The 18,472-nt window shown below is 38.0% G+C and carries 16 protein-coding genes and 1 pseudogene; 9 read left to right on the top strand and 8 right to left on the bottom strand.

What is annotated here, in order from left to right; genetic code table 11:
* The first annotated feature begins 78 nt into the window (after window positions 1–78).
* The 6 genes and pseudogenes from CSB87_RS08920 to CSB87_RS08895 all read left to right on the top strand — a co-directional run bounded on the left by CSB87_RS08920 (window position 79) and on the right by CSB87_RS08895 (window position 7,142).
* Entirely contained in the window at window positions 79–3,384 is a 3,306-nt protein-coding gene (locus tag CSB87_RS08920; RefSeq protein ID WP_146128707.1) for a type VI secretion system Vgr family protein, read from the top strand.
* 11 nt (window positions 3,385–3,395) lie between these two features.
* Window positions 3,396–5,147, top strand: coding sequence for a muramidase family protein (locus tag CSB87_RS20260; protein ID WP_002054054.1), 1,752 nt, complete (start codon window positions 3,396–3,398; stop codon window positions 5,145–5,147).
* A gap of 19 nt (window positions 5,148–5,166) precedes the next feature.
* Entirely contained in the window at window positions 5,167–5,625 is a 459-nt protein-coding gene (locus CSB87_RS08910) for a hypothetical protein (RefSeq protein WP_002053790.1), read from the top strand.
* A gap of 1 nt (window position 5,626) precedes the next feature.
* The gene (locus CSB87_RS08905; RefSeq protein ID WP_016803562.1) at window positions 5,627–5,983 is read left to right on the top strand and encodes a DUF5991 domain-containing protein; all 357 of its coding nucleotides are present in this window, start codon (window positions 5,627–5,629) and stop codon (window positions 5,981–5,983) included.
* Between the two features lie 131 nt (window positions 5,984–6,114).
* A pseudogene (locus tag CSB87_RS20055) lies at window positions 6,115–6,252 on the top strand (DUF1311 domain-containing protein); the annotation flags it as partial.
* 158 nt (window positions 6,253–6,410) lie between these two features.
* Window positions 6,411–7,142: a hypothetical protein gene (locus CSB87_RS08895; RefSeq protein WP_016803563.1), complete on the top strand. Its 732-nt coding sequence runs from the start codon at window positions 6,411–6,413 to the stop codon at window positions 7,140–7,142.
* 32 nt (window positions 7,143–7,174) lie between these two features.
* On the opposite strand, the gene CSB87_RS08890 is transcribed toward CSB87_RS08895, so the two are convergent.
* Complete coding sequence (locus CSB87_RS08890) at window positions 7,175–8,518, bottom strand: alpha/beta fold hydrolase (RefSeq protein WP_017393076.1); 1,344 nt, start codon at window positions 8,516–8,518, stop codon at window positions 7,175–7,177.
* A 211-nt stretch (window positions 8,519–8,729) separates the two neighbouring features.
* Between CSB87_RS08890 and CSB87_RS08885 the strand changes: the two genes are divergently transcribed.
* Together CSB87_RS08885 and parE are read left to right on the top strand one after the other, a co-directional pair.
* A complete protein-coding gene (locus CSB87_RS08885) occupies window positions 8,730–9,311 on the top strand; it encodes a YqiA/YcfP family alpha/beta fold hydrolase (RefSeq protein ID WP_006582448.1) in 582 nt (193 codons plus the stop codon).
* A gap of 14 nt (window positions 9,312–9,325) precedes the next feature.
* Window positions 9,326–11,209: a DNA topoisomerase IV subunit B gene (gene parE / locus CSB87_RS08880; RefSeq protein ID WP_106105064.1), complete on the top strand. Its 1,884-nt coding sequence runs from the start codon at window positions 9,326–9,328 to the stop codon at window positions 11,207–11,209.
* A gap of 119 nt (window positions 11,210–11,328) precedes the next feature.
* Here the strand turns inward: parE and CSB87_RS08875 are convergent, their stop codons facing one another.
* Both CSB87_RS08875 and alc read right to left on the bottom strand, forming a co-directional pair.
* Window positions 11,329–11,832: an ureidoglycolate lyase gene (locus CSB87_RS08875; RefSeq protein WP_031953559.1), complete on the bottom strand. Its 504-nt coding sequence runs from the start codon at window positions 11,830–11,832 to the stop codon at window positions 11,329–11,331.
* Entirely contained in the window at window positions 11,829–12,839 is a 1,011-nt protein-coding gene (gene alc / locus CSB87_RS08870) for an allantoicase (protein ID WP_031953558.1), read from the bottom strand. Before alc ends, CSB87_RS08875 begins: the two co-directional genes overlap by 4 nt.
* 199 nt (window positions 12,840–13,038) lie before the next feature.
* Between alc and hpxO the strand changes: the two genes are divergently transcribed.
* On the top strand, window positions 13,039–14,196 hold the full coding sequence (gene hpxO, locus CSB87_RS08865; protein ID WP_031953557.1) for an FAD-dependent urate hydroxylase HpxO: 1,158 nt from the start codon (window positions 13,039–13,041) through the stop codon (window positions 14,194–14,196).
* 54 nt (window positions 14,197–14,250) lie between these two features.
* Here the strand turns inward: hpxO and CSB87_RS08860 are convergent, their stop codons facing one another.
* The 5 genes from CSB87_RS08860 to puuE all read right to left on the bottom strand — a co-directional run bounded on the left by CSB87_RS08860 (window position 14,251) and on the right by puuE (window position 18,378).
* Window positions 14,251–14,976: an outer membrane protein OmpK gene (locus CSB87_RS08860; protein WP_002053945.1), complete on the bottom strand. Its 726-nt coding sequence runs from the start codon at window positions 14,974–14,976 to the stop codon at window positions 14,251–14,253.
* Between the two features lie 121 nt (window positions 14,977–15,097).
* The gene (locus CSB87_RS08855; protein WP_031953556.1) at window positions 15,098–16,465 is read right to left on the bottom strand and encodes a nucleobase:cation symporter-2 family protein; all 1,368 of its coding nucleotides are present in this window, start codon (window positions 16,463–16,465) and stop codon (window positions 15,098–15,100) included.
* Window positions 16,466–16,489: 24 nt separating this feature from the next.
* Complete coding sequence (gene uraH, locus CSB87_RS08850) at window positions 16,490–16,813, bottom strand: hydroxyisourate hydrolase (RefSeq protein ID WP_002054028.1); 324 nt, start codon at window positions 16,811–16,813, stop codon at window positions 16,490–16,492.
* Window positions 16,810–17,313, bottom strand: a complete 504-nt coding sequence (gene uraD / locus CSB87_RS08845; protein ID WP_006582453.1) for a 2-oxo-4-hydroxy-4-carboxy-5-ureidoimidazoline decarboxylase — start codon at window positions 17,311–17,313, stop codon at window positions 16,810–16,812. Before uraD ends, uraH begins: the two co-directional genes overlap by 4 nt.
* 99 nt (window positions 17,314–17,412) lie before the next feature.
* Window positions 17,413–18,378 (bottom strand): allantoinase PuuE, encoded by a 966-nt coding sequence (puuE, locus tag CSB87_RS08840; protein ID WP_031953555.1) that lies wholly within the window; start codon window positions 18,376–18,378, stop codon window positions 17,413–17,415.
* Window positions 18,379–18,472: the final 94 nt, after the last annotated feature.

Here is an 18,472-nt window from a genome sequence, read left to right as displayed (position 1 = left end):
TAACGCATAATTTTGTAGACAGATAGTTCTGTTTTTTATAAAGTGCAGCCGTTTGTATATCCTAATGATTATAAAAAAATGGTTTTTAATATATTTAGTGTCTTGGAAAAAATAGGGCTAAATGCTCAGAAACGTGCTATCCATGTACAATTTTCTAATGAACTACTCAATAACCAAATATTCTTACAACGTATAGAAGGTCAACATCAGTTGAATGGTGGCCTAGTGGCGGAATTGATCTGCCTTTCAACCAATGCCCAAATTGCATTGAAGCAATTTATTGGCGTTCAGGTCGCTGTTGATCAGGTCACAGATTCGGGCCAATTGTTCCGAACCACAGGTATTGTGACTGAAGCCAGTTATGGACAAAGTGATGGTGCTTTAACGCTTTATAAGCTGACTATAGAAGATGCGACAAATTTATGGCACAAACGCCGTAATAGTCGTGTTTTTATGAATAAAAGTATCGTAGAAATTACCGAAGTTTTATTTAAAGAGTGGCAAGAAAAAAGTCCACTGTTTGCTGCGAGTTTAAGTCTTGACTTGAGTGGCTTAGGTCAAAACTATGATATTCGACCTTTTACTATGCAGCATAATGAGTCTGACTATGACTTTCTTACACGCTTATGGCGAAGTGAAGGTATTAGTTGGCTCATTGATGAAACAGAGCTTTTTGTTCCGCATTTTACTGCGCCAATACAAACTCAAAAACTAAGATTAATTGATGACAATAGCCAGTATCAGGCTTTAGAGCGTCGTAGTATTCGCTATCACAGAAGTAGCGCAACCGAATATCAAGATAGTATTACTGGCTTTGTTGCAGTGCGGAGTTTACAACCAACCGCGGTACATGTGCAGCGCTGGCAACCCGATGCCCTTGCACAAGAAGAGGGTAATGGTTCGGTTGTTACTACACATACACATTCAGACAACTTCGACTCAGCCACTTTAAGTCTTGAACAAGCATGGCACGTAAGCCCGGCTTGGATGCAAGATTTAAAAGGGGAAGATCAGGCAACCGCTTCAGGCAGTAGTCAATTAGAAAAACTAAATCAACACTTCACCGATATGCATGCGAGTCGGGCTAAATACTTTAAAGCCTATAGTAGTGTCCGCGATAGCCAAGTCGGGTATTGGTTTAATCTACGCGAGCACCCTGAAATTGATCAGCATGAAGGGGCAGATCAAGAGTTCTTGATCATTGCTAAAAATTTCTATAACCAAAATAACTTACCTAAAGATTTACATCAGCAAGTTAGCCAGTTATTAACCCAAAGTCGTTGGGATCAACATGGTTATGATGACATCGAACGTCAAGGTAATGAGCTGACTCTAATACGCCGTCAAATCAAAACTGCGCCTGAATATAATCCAGAACAGCACCGCCCCATTGCCTACCCACAACGAGCGAAAGTCGTGGGACCAGAGGGAGAAACCATTCATGTCGATGAGTGGGGACGCATTAAGGTACGTTTTCTATTTACCCGTAGTGATGATCATGGCCATGACGGTGGTGCAGGTAGCAATGACAATGATACCGACTCGGCTTGGGTGGATGTACTGACTCCTTGGGCAGGAGAAGGCTATGGCGCACGTTTCTTACCACGTATTGGAGAAGTGGTTGTCATTGACTTCTTTGACGGCAATATTGACCGTCCATTTGTGACTGGGCGCATCCATGAAGCGCAGCGCTCACCCACCAAGTTCGATGTAAAAGGGCAACTTCCTGCGACTAAAAAATTGAGCGGGATTCGCAGTCAAGAAATCAATGGCAGTGGCTTCAACCAATTACGCTTTGATGACACAACCGGACAAATCAGTACTCAACTCCAAAGTAGTCATGCAGCAACACAGCTGAATTTGGGTAATTTAAGCCATCCAAAAGAACAAGAGACGAGCCAAGGCCGAGGTGAAGGCTTTGAACTCAGAACAGATGCTTGGGGAGCTGTGCGTGCGGGTAAAGGCATGCTCATTAGTACCTATGCACAAGAGCAAGCGATTGCAGATCATTTAGAGGCTGCACAAGCACAATCTTTACTTTCACAAGGCTATGAAAGCATGAAAATGCTCAGTGAAGTTGCAGCCAAGCAACAAACTGATGCTTTAAACGTGATTAATCGCTTACCCAAATTCATCCAGTCGCTTGAGCTAAAAACCACAGGACAAGCATTAAATAGTACGGTAAATCTGTTTAAGGAAGGCATTAATAACGACCCTATTCATGCACTCAAAAGCTGTGGCGGCTTTATTGAGGATATTGGTGCTCTAGGCGGAAACGCAAAAGGCGTTGTAGATGAATTTAATGCTTTCTTTAGCGATGCCAAAGATGCGGTGGAAAACTTAAAAGCATTCATCGAAAACGTTGAAGAACATGGTGCCGACATCGTTAAAGGTAAGCTTGCAAGCATTAAAGATCGCATTCATAAAAATCCATTTGAGAGTATTAAAGAGGTCGGAAAAGTCTTAGCGAATGTCGAGACTAAGGACTTTGACCTAATGAGTGTATGCGGAACTTTTAGTAAAGGCAGTAAATTGGAAGTATCACCTTCTAAAGCATTGAGTTCTTTACAAGGCTTTATGGAGGGTTATACCCAAGGTTTAGAAAGTAGTTCCGATACTAAACAGCAAGAACAAGGCAAAATCTTTAGACAAGCGCTTATGTTATTAGCATCGCCAAATGGCATTGCTTTGACAACACCTGAAAATATTATTTTGCAAGCGTCGCAAGATATTGCCGAAAGTGCTAGCGGTTCAATTAATTTGAGTGCACAGAAAAATATTATTGGGCATGCACAAGACAAAATCAGTTTGTTCGCTGCTCAAAAGGGTTTGCGTGCTTATGCAGCAAAAGGAAAGCTCGAACTACAAGCACAAGATGATGCTATTGAAGCAATTGCCAAGAAAGTCATTAAGCTCATTTCTACTGAAGAAAAAATCGAGCTTACCAGTCCAAAAGAAATTGTATTAACGGCAGGTGGGTCACAGCTCAAAATTAATGCCAATGGCGTATTTTCAACAACAGGCGGTAAGTTTGAAAGTAAAGCTGGGCAGCATTTATTTACGGGTGGGGCAAAGGTTTCTTATGAGGTTCCTGAGTTACCTAGTTCTTTTGATTATAGTAATAGAATTGATTTGTATAAGATTTTTCAATGGAGTGATTTCGAAAGTATTAAATATAGTGCAATTTTTGAAAATCAAAGAGTTACGCAAGGGAATTTAGATGAATTAGGAAGAACAGAAAGATTCAAGAGTAGTACGCCTGACAAAATGAAGGTTTTAGTGGGATATAGTGCTGATAAATGGCATAAAGAAACAGAAGAGTTTGAGGATTTTGATGACTATGAAACCAACAATGATTCTAATTTAAATAATAATTCTAATTAGGGGGAGAGGAAATGAATAAGAAAGGTTTAATTCAGTTTAGGTTTGTTGAATTATTTACTGGTAATAATATACCTAATTTATATCATGTTATTAAGAATGAAAAGGGCACAACTATTGCTTCTGGAATGACAAATAGTAATGGCTTAACAGTAATGATAAGTAGAGATGTAGGCGATACTCTTTATGTATATTTAAAAAATATTATAACAGGTGATTTGAAAGAAAAAGTTAGACACACTGTTATTTATAAGAAGGAGATAGTAAGAGTAACATCATCAAAAATACTATTAGATAATATTACCTTAGCAAAATCAACGAATAAACCTGGTAATTATAGATATTTAACGCATAAAGTAAAAAAAGGAGAAAACTTATCTTCAATTTCTCATCGATTTAATTGTAAAGTTAGTGAAATTGTACATTTAAATAAATTAAAAAATCCTGATCATATAGATGTCGGACAAATTATTAAAATTCCATATAAAGGTGCATCAAGTGATTCTAAGAAAAGTCCTGATAACAAACAATCTAAGCATGAAAATAATAAATCATCTTCTACTCAGAAAGTAAATTCACATGAAAATAATAATAAAAATACCTCAGATAAACCTCAAAAAAGAATAGAGTCAAAAGATATAACTGATGAATATACAAAAGAGTCAGGAAAACCAATGAAAGTTGCTACTAATGCAACTTCACCATGTATTTGTAAGCAATATAATTTGGCTTGGGGATCTAAAGTTAGTTGTGAATTTAGGAAAAGAGTTATAAAAATAGCACAAAATTTGTGGCCTAATGATTCAGAGAATATGGCAAGCCAATTAATGGCTGTTATGCATTTAGAAACTACCGGTACATTCAGCCCCAAAGTTGGTACTTTTACAAGAAAGAATTTAACAGATAGTGCCGACGGTGGTTATGTTGGACTCATACAATTTGGTAAAGGTGCTGCAATTGATTTAAAAGTTAAAAGATCTGATTTAGCAAAAATGACAGCAATACAGCAATTAGATTATGTAGAAAAATTTTATCAATTAAGTTCGGCTCATACAAAGATTAAGACTCTAACTGGATTATATTTATGGGTAAATTATCCTAAGAATGTTAGAGAAAATAGATTAGGGAATGACGATATTGTTTATGCGGCGCCTAAAGATGCAGAAGTAACTTCTGTAAAATTTTTAGAAAGTCCATATTATCAAAATCCTATTTTTATGAAAGAGGATGGGGAATTTAAAAGGAATGGCAAGAAAATTGTCAACCAAGGTATTAAAAATGGCTCGACCAAGGTGTGGGAAGTACAGAGAGAAATAGAAAAACACTATAATGATGGTATGAAGCAAGAAAATAAAGCTACGGATTTTACGTGTGCTTATGAACAAATTAGTCAAAGTAACAAAAAAACAAATCTTGATATGGATATTTTTGCAAAAACATTAAGAAAAAGGGCGGAATCAAAAAGCCAAGGGAAGTGTGCAAAATATGTACGAATAGCTCTTGAGGCTGCTGGTGCAGATACAACTGGACATCCTGTTCCCGCATCAGATTGGGGCCCAACTTTAATAAAAAATGGTTATAAAGAGGTTACTCCTGCTTTTGATCATCCACAAAAAGGTGATATTTACATAATTACTAAAACTGCTAGTCATCAATATGGGCATATTGCAGGTTATGATGGTACACAGTGGATTTCAGATTTTAGACAAAAAAGTCAAGTTATCTATAAGGATAAAGTTAATTATAGATACTTTAGAATTCAGTGATGTTAATTAGAGGTGTTAAATGCAACTTAAAATATTTGTGCTTATTTCTTTAGGAATATTATCTGGTTGCGTAAGTGCAAATAATGATGAGAAATGTTTTAAAGACTCAAAAAGTTTAATTACAAACTTATATAAAACTTTTCCTGTAAATGGAAATAAAATTGTTGAGAGTGCTGATAAAAAAACTATCTCTAAATTTTTTAATAATCAACTAACTACTATGCTGTTAAATGATTATAAATGTAGAGGTAAATCAAATGGAGTGTGTAATATAGATTTTAATATATTAAATAATTCTCAAGATGATTTAGGGGAATTTAATATATTGCAAGCGACTAACAATATAGTTACTGTTAAATTTGATACGCCTACACATGGTGAATTTATTGATTTTTTGATAGAAAGCAAAGGAGAATGTAAAGTTGTTAAAAATATACAATATAATAATGCAAACTTATTAGATCTTTTGAGGAAGTAATATGAAGGTATTATATTTACTATTGCTGATAGTGATCTCTAGTAATACTTTTGCATATAGCGATAATTGGAATGGTACCTATCATTATTATGGCTCAGAAAAACTTCTAGGAGATAATGTTGCAACTAGGGAAGTAATTTTAACACTAACATCAGAAAAGTGTATTTTCTCTATTTTTGGTTTTCAAATGGATAAAACTTATTCATGTAAGGTGGAAGAAAAAAATAAAGATCTATACTTGTTTGATGCTAACAGCCATGAGAAATTTGGAAAAATTATCTTTAGAAAAGGAAATTATTACCTTTATTCCCATTATGTTATAGATGGTAGAAAAAACTTTTTCTTTAAGGATAAATAATAGTTATTATTTTATCTTTATTAAATATTTTTATTTGTATTAAATAAGTCTAACTTACTTTTAGGCTTATTTAATTTTAATATTTTATTAGAATTTTAAAATAATAGTATTGATTTTATAGATGCCATATAATGAGAATTGGTTTTTTATTGTTTTTCAACATATGTATTTCCTCAAATGCTGCAGATCATAAATCACCACGGTTAGATGAGAAAACCATATATAGTAATAGTGAGCATGATCTAAATGATGCATATTCTGTTATAAAATAAACGATACTGAAGAGTTAATTAGTTAAAATACTATAATAGATAATATGAATAAGTTAACTAACACCTTCAAAGGTGCTCATCTTCATTTTGAAGCCAGAAGCGCTCCATTATTAGGGATGGGTTAGATGGAAGAATTGACCCAATCCTATTTATAAATGCAAATTTACCATATTAATTTTGAGGTACTTATGAAAGTTTTAAATTCTTTTGCAGCGATGATAGCTTGCAGTATTTCTTTCAATATTTGTTATGCAAAAGAAAATAGCGAATGGAATGATTATTTACAAGATTCTACCCAAATAAATTCACCTATAGAATATATAGATTCTTATAATAAATATACAGTTGTAAATCCTAATTTAAAAATTAAATTAGTAGACTTTGGTAATATCAATAAAACTAAAAAAGAGATTAAATATTCTTTAAAAAAATATGGAGTTCAAATTTTAAATCGGAAAGCGGTTTACAATATTTTTGAAAGTAAAGTTCCTTTAAAATCTGATGTTGACTTTACATTGTTATATAATGATAAAAATATTGTGGCTTTTAGGATTCGGGAAAATAGTAATATAGATTATGTGAAAGAACCATATAAGAATTTCACTGCAAATGCATATTTTTATAATTTGATAAATAATAATTTTATTGAAGTACCAGTTTTGAATTCAGATAGTGAGGATAAAAGTAAGTCGACCGATATCTTACAAGGAGATCAATTAACATATGATTCAAAAAAAGGGCAATATATTTATTTAGCAAATATAAAATCTTATAAAACAGGAAAAACTCAATCTATAAAAACTATTTTTAATAGTAATTTAAAGTGTATTTCATCTACTTTAGGATGTGAGACAATAGGGGTTCTTCCTGCTACAAAAGCTAATTAGTGTAAAAAGCCCAACATAAGTTGGGCTTTTTTTTACGTCTCTACAATTCCTTCTAAATCTTCAAGCGTATAGTTCGGCATATCAATAATATGGGTTTGAATACCGTCTTGCACATAATCATTCACATGAGGATATAACCAGCGAGTAATCTGTTCGGCAACACTTGAGTGATACTGAATTTCAAAGTGATTTAAGCCATAAAACACCGCTTTATGTGAGTCTGGAACTTTAAGCTGAAAACGTGGATTTGGGTGTTCGCCCAGTGCGCTTTTCACACTCACTAAGTAATCACCAATCACGGTAAGCGCTTTATTACGCACCTTTTCAAACTCGAGTGTTCCTGCCACTAAAAAGGTATTGATATGGGAGGGTAGTGGAGCCGGCGCACGGTTGTCATCCATCATGCCAATACGGGCATCCATATATTCCCAGTCATCATCACGAACGCTACCATGACGTAAGTCTAAAATGCCATTACTACGGATATTAACTAGCTGACCCAGTAATCCAACAAATGGAAAAGCTCCGAGCTTATCTTGTATAGCAAATCCAAAACGCTCAAGTACTGCACCATGGTGTGGAGAACCAATACAGACGAGGTTTTCGACCATATGAATCCATTGGTACATATTTTGTTTACCGTAAAACAGTGCGCTACGGGAAACCAGGCCACCCATACTGTGACCAATTAAATCAATACTAGTAATTCTTGGATTGCGCTGTACTAAATCTTCTAATAAGTTTGAAAAACTGCGCCCATTGGCTGAAATGCGGCGACCTGTGTTGTAATTTAAATATAGCATGGTGTTATGGTCACGCTGTGCTAACAGACGCTCACCAATGCCACCATAGTGTGCATTTGACCAAGTAAGATGGTTCATACACAAACCATGAACTAAAATTACGATACGCCCTGCAAGTTCGCCTTGTTGTATTGCACCGTAGTGATCATATAGCACCATCGGCAAGGCAAGTGGACTATGTTGCTTAAGCAGATAGTCTCCGAAGATACCATTTAAAATACCCACCAAAAAATGAAGTGCGGGTGTTAACGGCTTTTCATGAAGGGTCGGAAACTTTTCAATAATACGACGTAAACCCGGCGCTAAAAAATAACGACCATATTTTTGTAAGGCACCATAGGAAAACTGGTAGACCTTTTGCACAGATGGGCGTTTTTGAAAATTATTAGCATTTTGAGCACTAATACCAAAAGCATTTTTTAACACTTCAATATTAATGACTTGTATTAATTCATGTACACCATTTAAGCTGGTGCTGAACAGTTGAGCTAAACCTTCTAGTACGTCGGCCTGACTTGGTGGCGTACGATCCCATTTACAATAAGTTTCATGTAACGGTGTTAAGCTCGGCATATCTTTTCCCCATTTACGTTATAACCGACGTTTTAAGCTGTACTTTTTATGAACGGCAGCTAACGTTTCCATCTTAGTAGTTTAAATAACACATGTTTTTAAAATACTGATGAATGGTAAGTTGAGACGTTTTTCTTGTCTGACAATAGGGTTTTTATATACAAACTGAGAACAAAAATGTGAGTTTATTCTCAATTTAAGAGGGAAATATATGAATATTATCTACCTCCATGGCTTTAATAGCAGCTCTTCTTCGATTAAAGGGCTGAGCCTTAAGCAATATTGTAGCGAATTGGGCATAAATGTGCATTTGCCAGATTTAAATAGATCTCCAGATCAGGTCGTAGCACAAGTTTCAGAAATGATTCAGTCTTTAGAAAAGGTAGCTTTAGTCGGCAGTAGTCTTGGTGGATTTTTTGCGACATATTTTGTCGCGAAATATAATGTTCCGGCTGTACTGATTAACCCTGCTATGCAACCATGGAAGCTGTTTGATGAGTTATTTCAAGTTGAAAGCATGCCTTATAAGGTGAATGATCTATGGTCAATTGATCATGTTCAGTTACGACAGTTAGAACAACTGGAACTGAAACAACCTGAAAATGCTGACAAAATACTCGTCTTATTGCAACAAGGCGACGAAATTTTGGATTATCGTCAAGCACAACGCTATTATAGTGCTGCAACACCATCCTCATTGATTTTGACGGATGCTCATGGCAATCATGCCATGGAAGATTTTGAAGAAAAATTACCCTTAGTGATCGAATTCTTTGCGCACACCATCAAATAAGGAAAACGTACAACGTGACACAATATACGGCTCAATCGCTTGAAGTTCTTTCCGGTTTAGACCCTGTTCGTCGTCGTCCGGGGATGTATACCGATACTTCTCGTCCTAACCATTTAGCCCAAGAAGTTATTGATAATGCTGTCGATGAAGCATTAGCCGGTCATGCCGACAAAATCTGTGTCACGGTTTATAAAGATGGTTCATTGTCAGTTGAAGATAATGGCCGTGGTATGCCAGTTGATATTCATCCTGAATATGGCCAAAGAGGTATCGAAATCATTTTAACCAAGCTGCATGCTGGTGGTAAGTTTAGTACTGATAACTATCAGTTTTCAGGTGGTTTACATGGTGTCGGGATTTCGGTTGTAAACGCTTTATCTACACGTGTTGAGGTAGAAGTTCAGCGTCAGGGTAATTTATACCAGATGGCATTTGAGCAAGGTGAACCTGTTGCTCCTTTAGCGGTGTTAGAAGGTAAAGCACCAAAACGTGCGACAGGAACTACGGTACGTTTCTGGCCTGAAGCTAAATATTTTGATAGTCCAAAATTTGCTTTAAAAGCACTTAAACATAATTTAAAAGCCAAAGCTGTTTTAGCAGCTGGTTTAAAAATCACTTATATCGATCAAATTAATGATGAAAAAATCGAATGGCAATTTGAAAATGGCCTTGTCGATTATTTGATGGATGAATTGCAAGACCGCGAAATTTTGCCAAACCCTGCATTTGTAAGTAGTGGGCAAGCAGACCGCGCAGCCTGTGAGTTTGCAATTTGCTGGAATGTAGAAGGCGGTGAGCAGGTTCAAGAAAGTTACGTCAACTTGATTCCGACCGCACAAGGCGGTACGCATGTAAACGGTTTACGTTCTGGGGTGACCGAAGCGTTACGTGAATTCTGTGAGTTACGTAATTTATTACCACGTAATCTTAAACTTTCGGCTGAAGATGTTTGGGATGGCGTGAATTACATTTTATCGCTTAAGTTCCAAGAACCACAGTTCTCTGGTCAAACCAAAGAGCGTCTTTCGAGTCGTGAAGCTGCCAATATTGTTTTAAATATTGCTAAAGATGCGTTTGCACTCTGGCTCAACCAACATGCTGAAATTGCTATGCAACTTGCCGAAATGGCAATTTCTAAAGCAGGTCGACGTTTAAAAGCTGCGAAAAAAGTTGAGCGTAAAAAGATTGTTTCTGGTCCGGCTTTACCGGGTAAATTGGCAGACTGCGTGGGCCAAACACGCGAAGAAAGTGAGTTATTCATTGTCGAGGGTGACTCGGCTGGTGGTAGTGCCAAACAGGCGCGCGACAAGAACTTTCAGGCTATCATGCCAATTCGTGGAAAAATCTTAAATACATGGGAGGTTTCTTCTGATGAAGTACTTGCTTCTCAAGAAGTTCACGATATTGCGATTGCGATTGGTGTAGACCCGGGCAGTGATGATTTGTCAGAACTGCGCTATGGCAAAATCTGTATTTTGGCCGATGCCGACTCAGACGGTCTGCACATTGCGACTCTGCTTTGTGCTTTATTCGTTAAACACTTTCCAGCATTGGTTGAAGAAGGTCATTTATTTGTAGCAATGCCGCCATTGTTCCGTATCGACATTGGTAAAGATGTTCATTACGCGCTAGATGATGAAGAGCTTGAAACCATTTTAAAAAATGTTAAAGGTAATAAGAATCCGCAAATTACCCGATTCAAAGGATTGGGCGAGATGAATGCAATTCAACTACGTGAAACAACCATGGATCCGAACACCCGTCGTTTGGTTCAGCTCGATCTAGATGATGCACATTTAACAGCAGGTTTACTCGACAAGCTCCTTGCGAAAAAACGTGCAGCAGATCGTAAGCAGTGGCTTGAGCAAAAGGGTAACTTAGCTGATATCACGGTTTAAAAAGAATTAAAAAAAATCCCCGCACAATAGGCGGGGATTTTTTATTTTAATTACACAATAGTATGCAGTATTTAAATAACCAGACTTAAACAGACAAGTCTGTATAAATTATTCTTTATTTAAAACCTAACTTCTATAGGTTGTGGAAATTGAAAAACATCGCAATTTGCACCCCCTCCAATTCGATCTATTACTACAAAATCACTGGGTGTCTCAAAGGTAAGCAAAGGGTGATGCCATGTGCCTACCCGATAATTAATACTTTGCTTACCATTCGAGATGAAAGCACAGAGCTTGGAAATATCGGGAGTATTTTCATCTAAAGCGGGTGCGACAATAATTAAAAACTTTTGTTGCTGTAATGGAATAAATGCTTGAGAACCTTTCGGATGTCGCTCTAGCATGGAAATTTCCATAGGCAAGACACTGGCCTTGATGTTACGGAAAATACTGATCCCTGCTTTTGCTTCACCCTCAATTTCAGTTTCAACGAGCGCATGGTAGCGTTCGGTGTGGGCATCATTAATATGAAAAAAATCATGCCCATCACAACAAATAACTTCTCCGAAGGGCTGAAAGTTCTCAATAGTTAAGGGCTGAATCTGAACAGTATCTATGATCATGACTTGGCAATTTTCCCCCATAAACGGACACGACTAATGCCACCATCCGGAATCATGTTAATACGGATATGTGAGATTTTTTCATGCTGTAAAATCTCATTCACATATTCATGAATATGGTCCATTTGCATAGGTTGGGCTTCTAGTAAATAAGACCAAAACATACTTTGTGGAATTAACTGTGCATCGGTTGCATTTTCAAGGTAGACCGCTTGTATCGATACTTGGGCAGGAAAGTTCCCTTTAAAGTGTGCCGTATCAATTTCAATTTTTTCAATTTTTCCGCTTTTACCCAACGCAAGAATACACCAGTCATAACCTGGTGCGCGGCGGCGTTTGGTTTCCCATCCATCGCCCATATTGACGCCACGGCCTGGGTTAATCAAATTACGCGGGTGTCCAAAGTGCGCATCGCTATAGGCAATTACGCGACCGCCATTTTCAAGAGCCAATAAATCGAGTGTTTGCTCTGTATCAGACACCTGAATATGAACATCCCCATAAACGCGTAAACGGGCGACACCACCATCTGGGAAAATATTGAGGCGTATATGCGTGAAAATTGCATCATTATTGACCATAAAAATATGATGTTGACTCGGTCCTAGCTCGGTATTTTCCAAAATACTCTGCCATTTTGCCCCTGTAAGGTCACCATTTGGTGCATAACATGCTTCCAATGAGGCAGATGCAGGATAATTTCCTGTGAAAAACGTGGTGTCGATATCAAGTGCACTGATTTTTCCACTTACCCCTAACTTCACAATACACCAGTCATAGCCTGCATGACGCTTACGGCGGGTCTCCCAACCGTCCATCCATTTGCCGTTATCATCGAATTTATCTTCAACAAAAATAGGTGCTTCAAATTGCAGCATACGCTTTGCTTCTGCAAAGAAATCATCTGAACACTCAATCACTTGTGCACCAATTCGGGCATCCGCCAAATTAGTTTTAGTATTCAAAATCTCAGGAAGTTCAAAAGCTGGAGCGTGCAATGTTGCCATAATGGAGTATCCGTATTTCTTGTTAAAAACATGATTTTTCATTTAAAACTGCACTCACACTGAGCGTGTTGAGACCAGTTCTATACTTAAATATATAAGCATGGTGCATGCCAGTTTGGTGGAAAAGCTCAATAAATTTTGAACGATGGCATGTTTTTAGCATAAGCACCCTATAGGTGAATATCTATAGGAGCGTGTTATGAATGTGGTGATTATTGGTGCGGGAATGGGAGGTCTAACCACAGGCATTGCATTAAAGAAATTTGGTCACCAAGTTCGTATTTTTGAGCAAACTGAAAAGATTCTTCCAGTCGGCGCTGCAATTTCGCTGTGGTCGAATGGTGTGAAATGTCTAAATTATCTGGGATTAACCGAGAAAATCGCCAAACTTGGTGGGCAAATGGATGACTTGGCCTATGTAGATGGTTTAACTGGAGACGTGATGACACAATTCAGTTTACGGCCATTAATTGAAGAAGTGGGACAACGCCCTTATCCGGTCGCACGTGCCGATTTACAAAATATGCTGATGGATGAGTTTGGTCGAGATCAGATTTATTTAGGCAAAAAAATGGTAAGCCTTGAGGATAAAGCTGATTATGTCGAAGTGCATTTTGCAGATGGTAGTTCAACACAAGCCGACTTACTGATTGGGGCTGATGGTACGCATTCAATGACTCGTGCCTATGTGTTAGGTCAGCAGGTACAGCGCCGTTATGCAGGTTATGTGAACTGGAATGGTCTGGTTGAAATATCCGAAGATTTAGCGCCAGCTCAGCAATGGACGACTTATGTAGGAGAGGGTAAACGTGCATCTCTGATGCCAGTTGCCGATGGACGTTTTTATTTCTTTTTAGATGTGCCTTTGCCAGCAGGCTTAGAGAATAATCGGAATGAATATAAAAAACTTTTAAAACAATATTTTGCTGATTGGTGCCAGCCTGTACAGCAGCTCATTGAACGCTTAGACCCGCAAAAGACCAATCGGGTAGAAATACATGATATTGAACCGTTTAGCCAATTTTATAAAGGTCGCGTGGTGATTTTAGGTGATGCCGCTCATAGCACCACACCTGATATTGGACAGGGCGGTTGCCAAGCCATGGAAGATGCGATTTATTTAGCGCGCTCTTTGCAAATTAATACTTTGGGACTAGAAGATGCTTTACGCCGCTATCAAAACAAACGTAATGAACGTGCCAATGAATTGGTGCTTCGTGCACGCAAACGTTGTGATGTAACCCATATGAAAGATGAAACGGTTACCCAAGCTTGGTATGCAGAATTACGCCGTGAACAAGGCGGACATATTATGCAGGGTATTATTAGTAATATTGTCGGTAATCCACTCGACTAAAACAAAAACAGCAAGGAATTTTTCCTTGCTGTTTTATGCTTCTAAATAAAAATTTTAGAAGTGGTATTTAACCAAAGCACTGACGTTATTTTCGTCTCGGCCTTGTAGACCAAATTTATTATTCCACACAGAGTGCTCAATACCAAGGTACAGGCGTGTGTCAGGAGAAATGTGTTTACCTACATTCCATTTCCATTGAGTTGTCCAGTTCAACTCACTGGCATGGTCACCTTCAGCAGTTGACCAATCTAGGAAACCATCAACCAAGAATTCTTCAGATGCAATATTAAATGGAATTCCATAGACGAATGTCATTTGATAATCGTCATCAGTTTTCTCGTTGTTTGCACGGTAGAAATTTAAATTCGCATATTTAAAATATGGAATATCTAAATCAACAGCAAAACCATATAAGAAGTTATCGAAATTGTTGCCGTTTTCGCTATTACTTTCCCAAGTGGTACTAATGAGCACATCTTTAATTGGGCCATAAGCCAATTTTTTGCCAGATATTTCACCTAAGCTTAAACGTGGTGATAACTCAAAATATGTACTTTTATGATCATCTTCACCGCGCATACGGTCCATGAAGAAGAACACATCAGCATATTTAACTTTTGCTGCATATTCCAAAGTGATGGTAGTTTCTTTTGCGTCTACAACTTCATAGTTTTCACCATAAAGACCAGTCACACTAAAATCTTGCCAAATTGGTTTTGCCTGAACCATGGCTGTTGCAGATAACAAGGCACAAGTAGCCGCAAGTTGCTTTAATTGCATTTAAATGATCTCCCCCCAAATAAAGCACGCTAAGGATACAGGGTCTTAAGCAAAAATGAAGCCAAATTTGATCAACGGTTAAAAAAAAGCCCACCGAAGTGGGGCGCTAAAAACGAATTCATTAATGTGTATTTCGTGTATTTATGGTTTGGCTCAATTGAGGGGCAGATGAGCTACGAAATGAAGGTAAATGATTAAATAACAAATTCAATAAGATAGCAAAGATACAAGTTGAACTAATACCCGAATGGAACAAAGTTTGTACCCAAACTGGAAAGTGAGCATAGAATTCATGGTTAATAATAGGAATCATCCCTGCTGATAAAGCAGTCGCGACAATAATCAAATTTTTCTGATCGTTATAATTAATTTTTGCCAAAGTACGGATTCCGCTCGCTGCAACTGATCCAAACAAGACCAGACCTGCACCACCAAGTACAGGCATAGGAATTGCTGCAATAAGGCGACCCATAACAGGCAATAGACCTAAAATGATGAGAATAACCCCACCAGCCGCTACGACAAAACGGCTCTTAATCCCTGTAATTGCTACCAATCCTACATTTTGTGCAAAAGCACTTTGCATGAATGAACCAAAAATAGGTGCAATAGCACTCGAGAACATATCTGCACGAACGCCATTGGCAATACGTTTTGAATCGACTTCAGTTCCTACAATGTCTCCGACCGCAATAATGTCAGCAGTGGTTTCCGTCATAATTACTAAGGTAACAATCAGCATCGATAAGATCGCACTGAGCTCAAAAGTCGGTAAACCAAATGCAAATAGATGAGGGAATTGCAGCCATGCACCTGAGCTCACGTGACTAAAATCACCAAAACCCATGAAGTAGGCCAATATACTACCAGCCGTGATCGCCAATAATATGGATAAGCGACGAATACCGGCTTGAGGTAGCATATTCAGAATAATCACAATACCTAAGGTCAGTAGTGCCAAAGAAATATTTTCTACACTTCCCCAGTTGGGTGCTTTCTCGTTACCACCCATCATCCAACGAATTGCAACAGGTAATAGAGATAGCCCAATAATCGTGATGACGCATCCGGTTACAACAGGTGGGAAAAAACGAATGATTTTTGAAAAGTAGGGCGCAAGGCAAAGCCCAACTAGAGAGGCTACAATGACTGCCCCGTAAACTGCAGGTAGACCACCGCCTGTGGTGATAATGGCAACCATGGTCGCCACACCTGCAAAAGACACCCCCTGAACTAAAGGTAGTTTTGCGCCTAGATATTTTGTTCCCATGGTTTGTATGAGAGTTGCCAATCCGCCCACAAATAGCGCTGCTGCAATGAGCATTCCGACTTGTGCCGAGCTTAAACCAGCTGCCATTCCAATAATAAGTGGCGGTGCTACAATGCCGCCATACATGGTAAGTACATGCTGTAAGCCATAAGCAAAACTTTTTGAAATTCCTAAATATTCATGCTCTGGAGAAATCGCATTCTTTTGTCGATGATTCATATTTTTCTCCTATTTATATTTGAATTAGCTGCCGCGATAAGTGGAGTAGGCAAAGGGGCTGATTAGTAATGGAATGTGATAATGCTGATTGATGTCTTCTATAAAAAATTGAATACAAACACGCGGGAAAAAAGTTTTGACTTCTTGCGAGGCAAAATAAGGAGCAATTTCAAATTCAAGTTGATAAGCACCTTCACTCAAGTCGTTTATTTCAAAATCACTCACTCGCCCATCTTGATTAGTGGTTGCGGTCGCAATTAGTTCGTGAGTTGCTGCATGAAACAATTTCACTTCGACCTGTGCAGCCGGTTTACCTAAATTCGTATCTAAAATATGAGTGCTGATCATGTTTGTACTTCCTGTGATAGACGTAATAGAGCAATTGCTGCGAGTTGCTCATGTACAATGACTTTTTCTATAGCTAAGTTGTTTTGAAGACGTTGATGGAGTTTTTTTAAAATATCTTCGCTACTGAGGCCGGCTGCTTTAATTAAAAAAATAAAACCAAACTTCTGTTCATACTCAAGATTACCTTGCAGCAGAGCTTGTTGTGTTTGCTCATCCAACGAGATACCAGCTTGTTCTTTAACTGAAAAATCTTGCTCTTTTGCATTGAGTTGTTTTTTTGCCTGTCGTTCCCCAATTTTTGGATGGGTTGCTAAAGCGGCCTGAATTTCTTGCCATGACCATGTGTGGCTTAATTGTTCTGCATACCCTAAAAGAACTGATGTTGAAGAGTAGGGACGTTCTGAAATAATTTTTTCGGCCCAAGCAGGAATATGGACGCAGTTGTTTAACAGAGTCTTGAGTTGCTCGGATGGGGCTTGATTAAACTCGGCTAAAAACACTGTTATTCCTAAACTCGTTATCATGATATAGAGTTTTAGCAATAACAGTGCCAAGAGTGGTTAATCTTTCACTAATGAATTTGGAAAATTAATAACCAACTAACGAGTTATGTGATTTTTAAACCAATATTCTGCAATATCCTGACGACGACACACCCAGACACGATCGTGCATTTGAATATAGTCGAGGAATCTTTGTAAGGCTTTAAAACGACCCGGACGCCCTAAAATACGGCAGTGCATTCCAATAGACATCATTTTTGGTGCAGTTTCACCTTCTGCATACAGAACATCAAAACTATCTTTTAAATATTGGAAAAACTGCTCTGAGCTATTAAATCCGCCCGGTGAGCAGAATTTCATGTCGTTACATTCGAGCGTATAAGGAATAATGAGATGAGGACGTGATGCACCAGCCGTATCGGTCAGTGTGGTCCAAAAAGGCAGATCATCACCATAATAATCAGAGTCGTATTGTATTTGTGAAAACTCTGCGAGTAAATGACGGGTATTAGGACTATCACGTCCGGTATACCAACCTATAGTCTTATTTCCAAACAAGTTTTCTAAAACTGATAAGGCTTGTTCCATGTGCTGTTTTTCGACTTCAATGTCGGTATCTTGATAGTGAAGCCAGCGGTAGCCATGAGAAACGACATCATAATCAGCTTCTTTAATTGCTTCGACAATATAAGGGTTACGGGCCAGCGCCATGGCAACGCCGAAGATAGTCATAGGAAGCTTGCGCCGTTGGAACTCACTATGGATGCGCCAAAAACCAGCACGTGAACCATATTCGTACATAGAGTCCATCGACATATGCTTAGCTGGATAGCTTGCAGCACCAATAATTTCTGATAAAAATTGCTCCGAACCTGCGTCGCCGTGTTCAATATGCTTTTCGCCACCTTCTTCATAATTCAACACAAATTGCACGGCAATCTTAGCATTGTTGGGCCATTTCACCTCTGGAGGCTGTCCGTGATAACCGATTAAATCACGTGAATAAGGAGACTTTTGAATCTGCTCAATGAGTTCTGCTCCAGATAGATAAGATTCGGTCACAATTGCTCTCCTTTTGTTCAATTTTTCATAAAAATTTAAAAAATCAGCTTGCATATTTTTATAGATGGACTGATATTGAAGGTATGAAGATCTT

This window comes from Acinetobacter sp. AR_0276, from assembly GCF_003000705.1.
GTDB lineage: Bacteria > Pseudomonadota > Gammaproteobacteria > Pseudomonadales > Moraxellaceae > Acinetobacter > Acinetobacter nosocomialis.
This window is presented reverse-complemented; position numbering and strand designations above follow the sequence as displayed.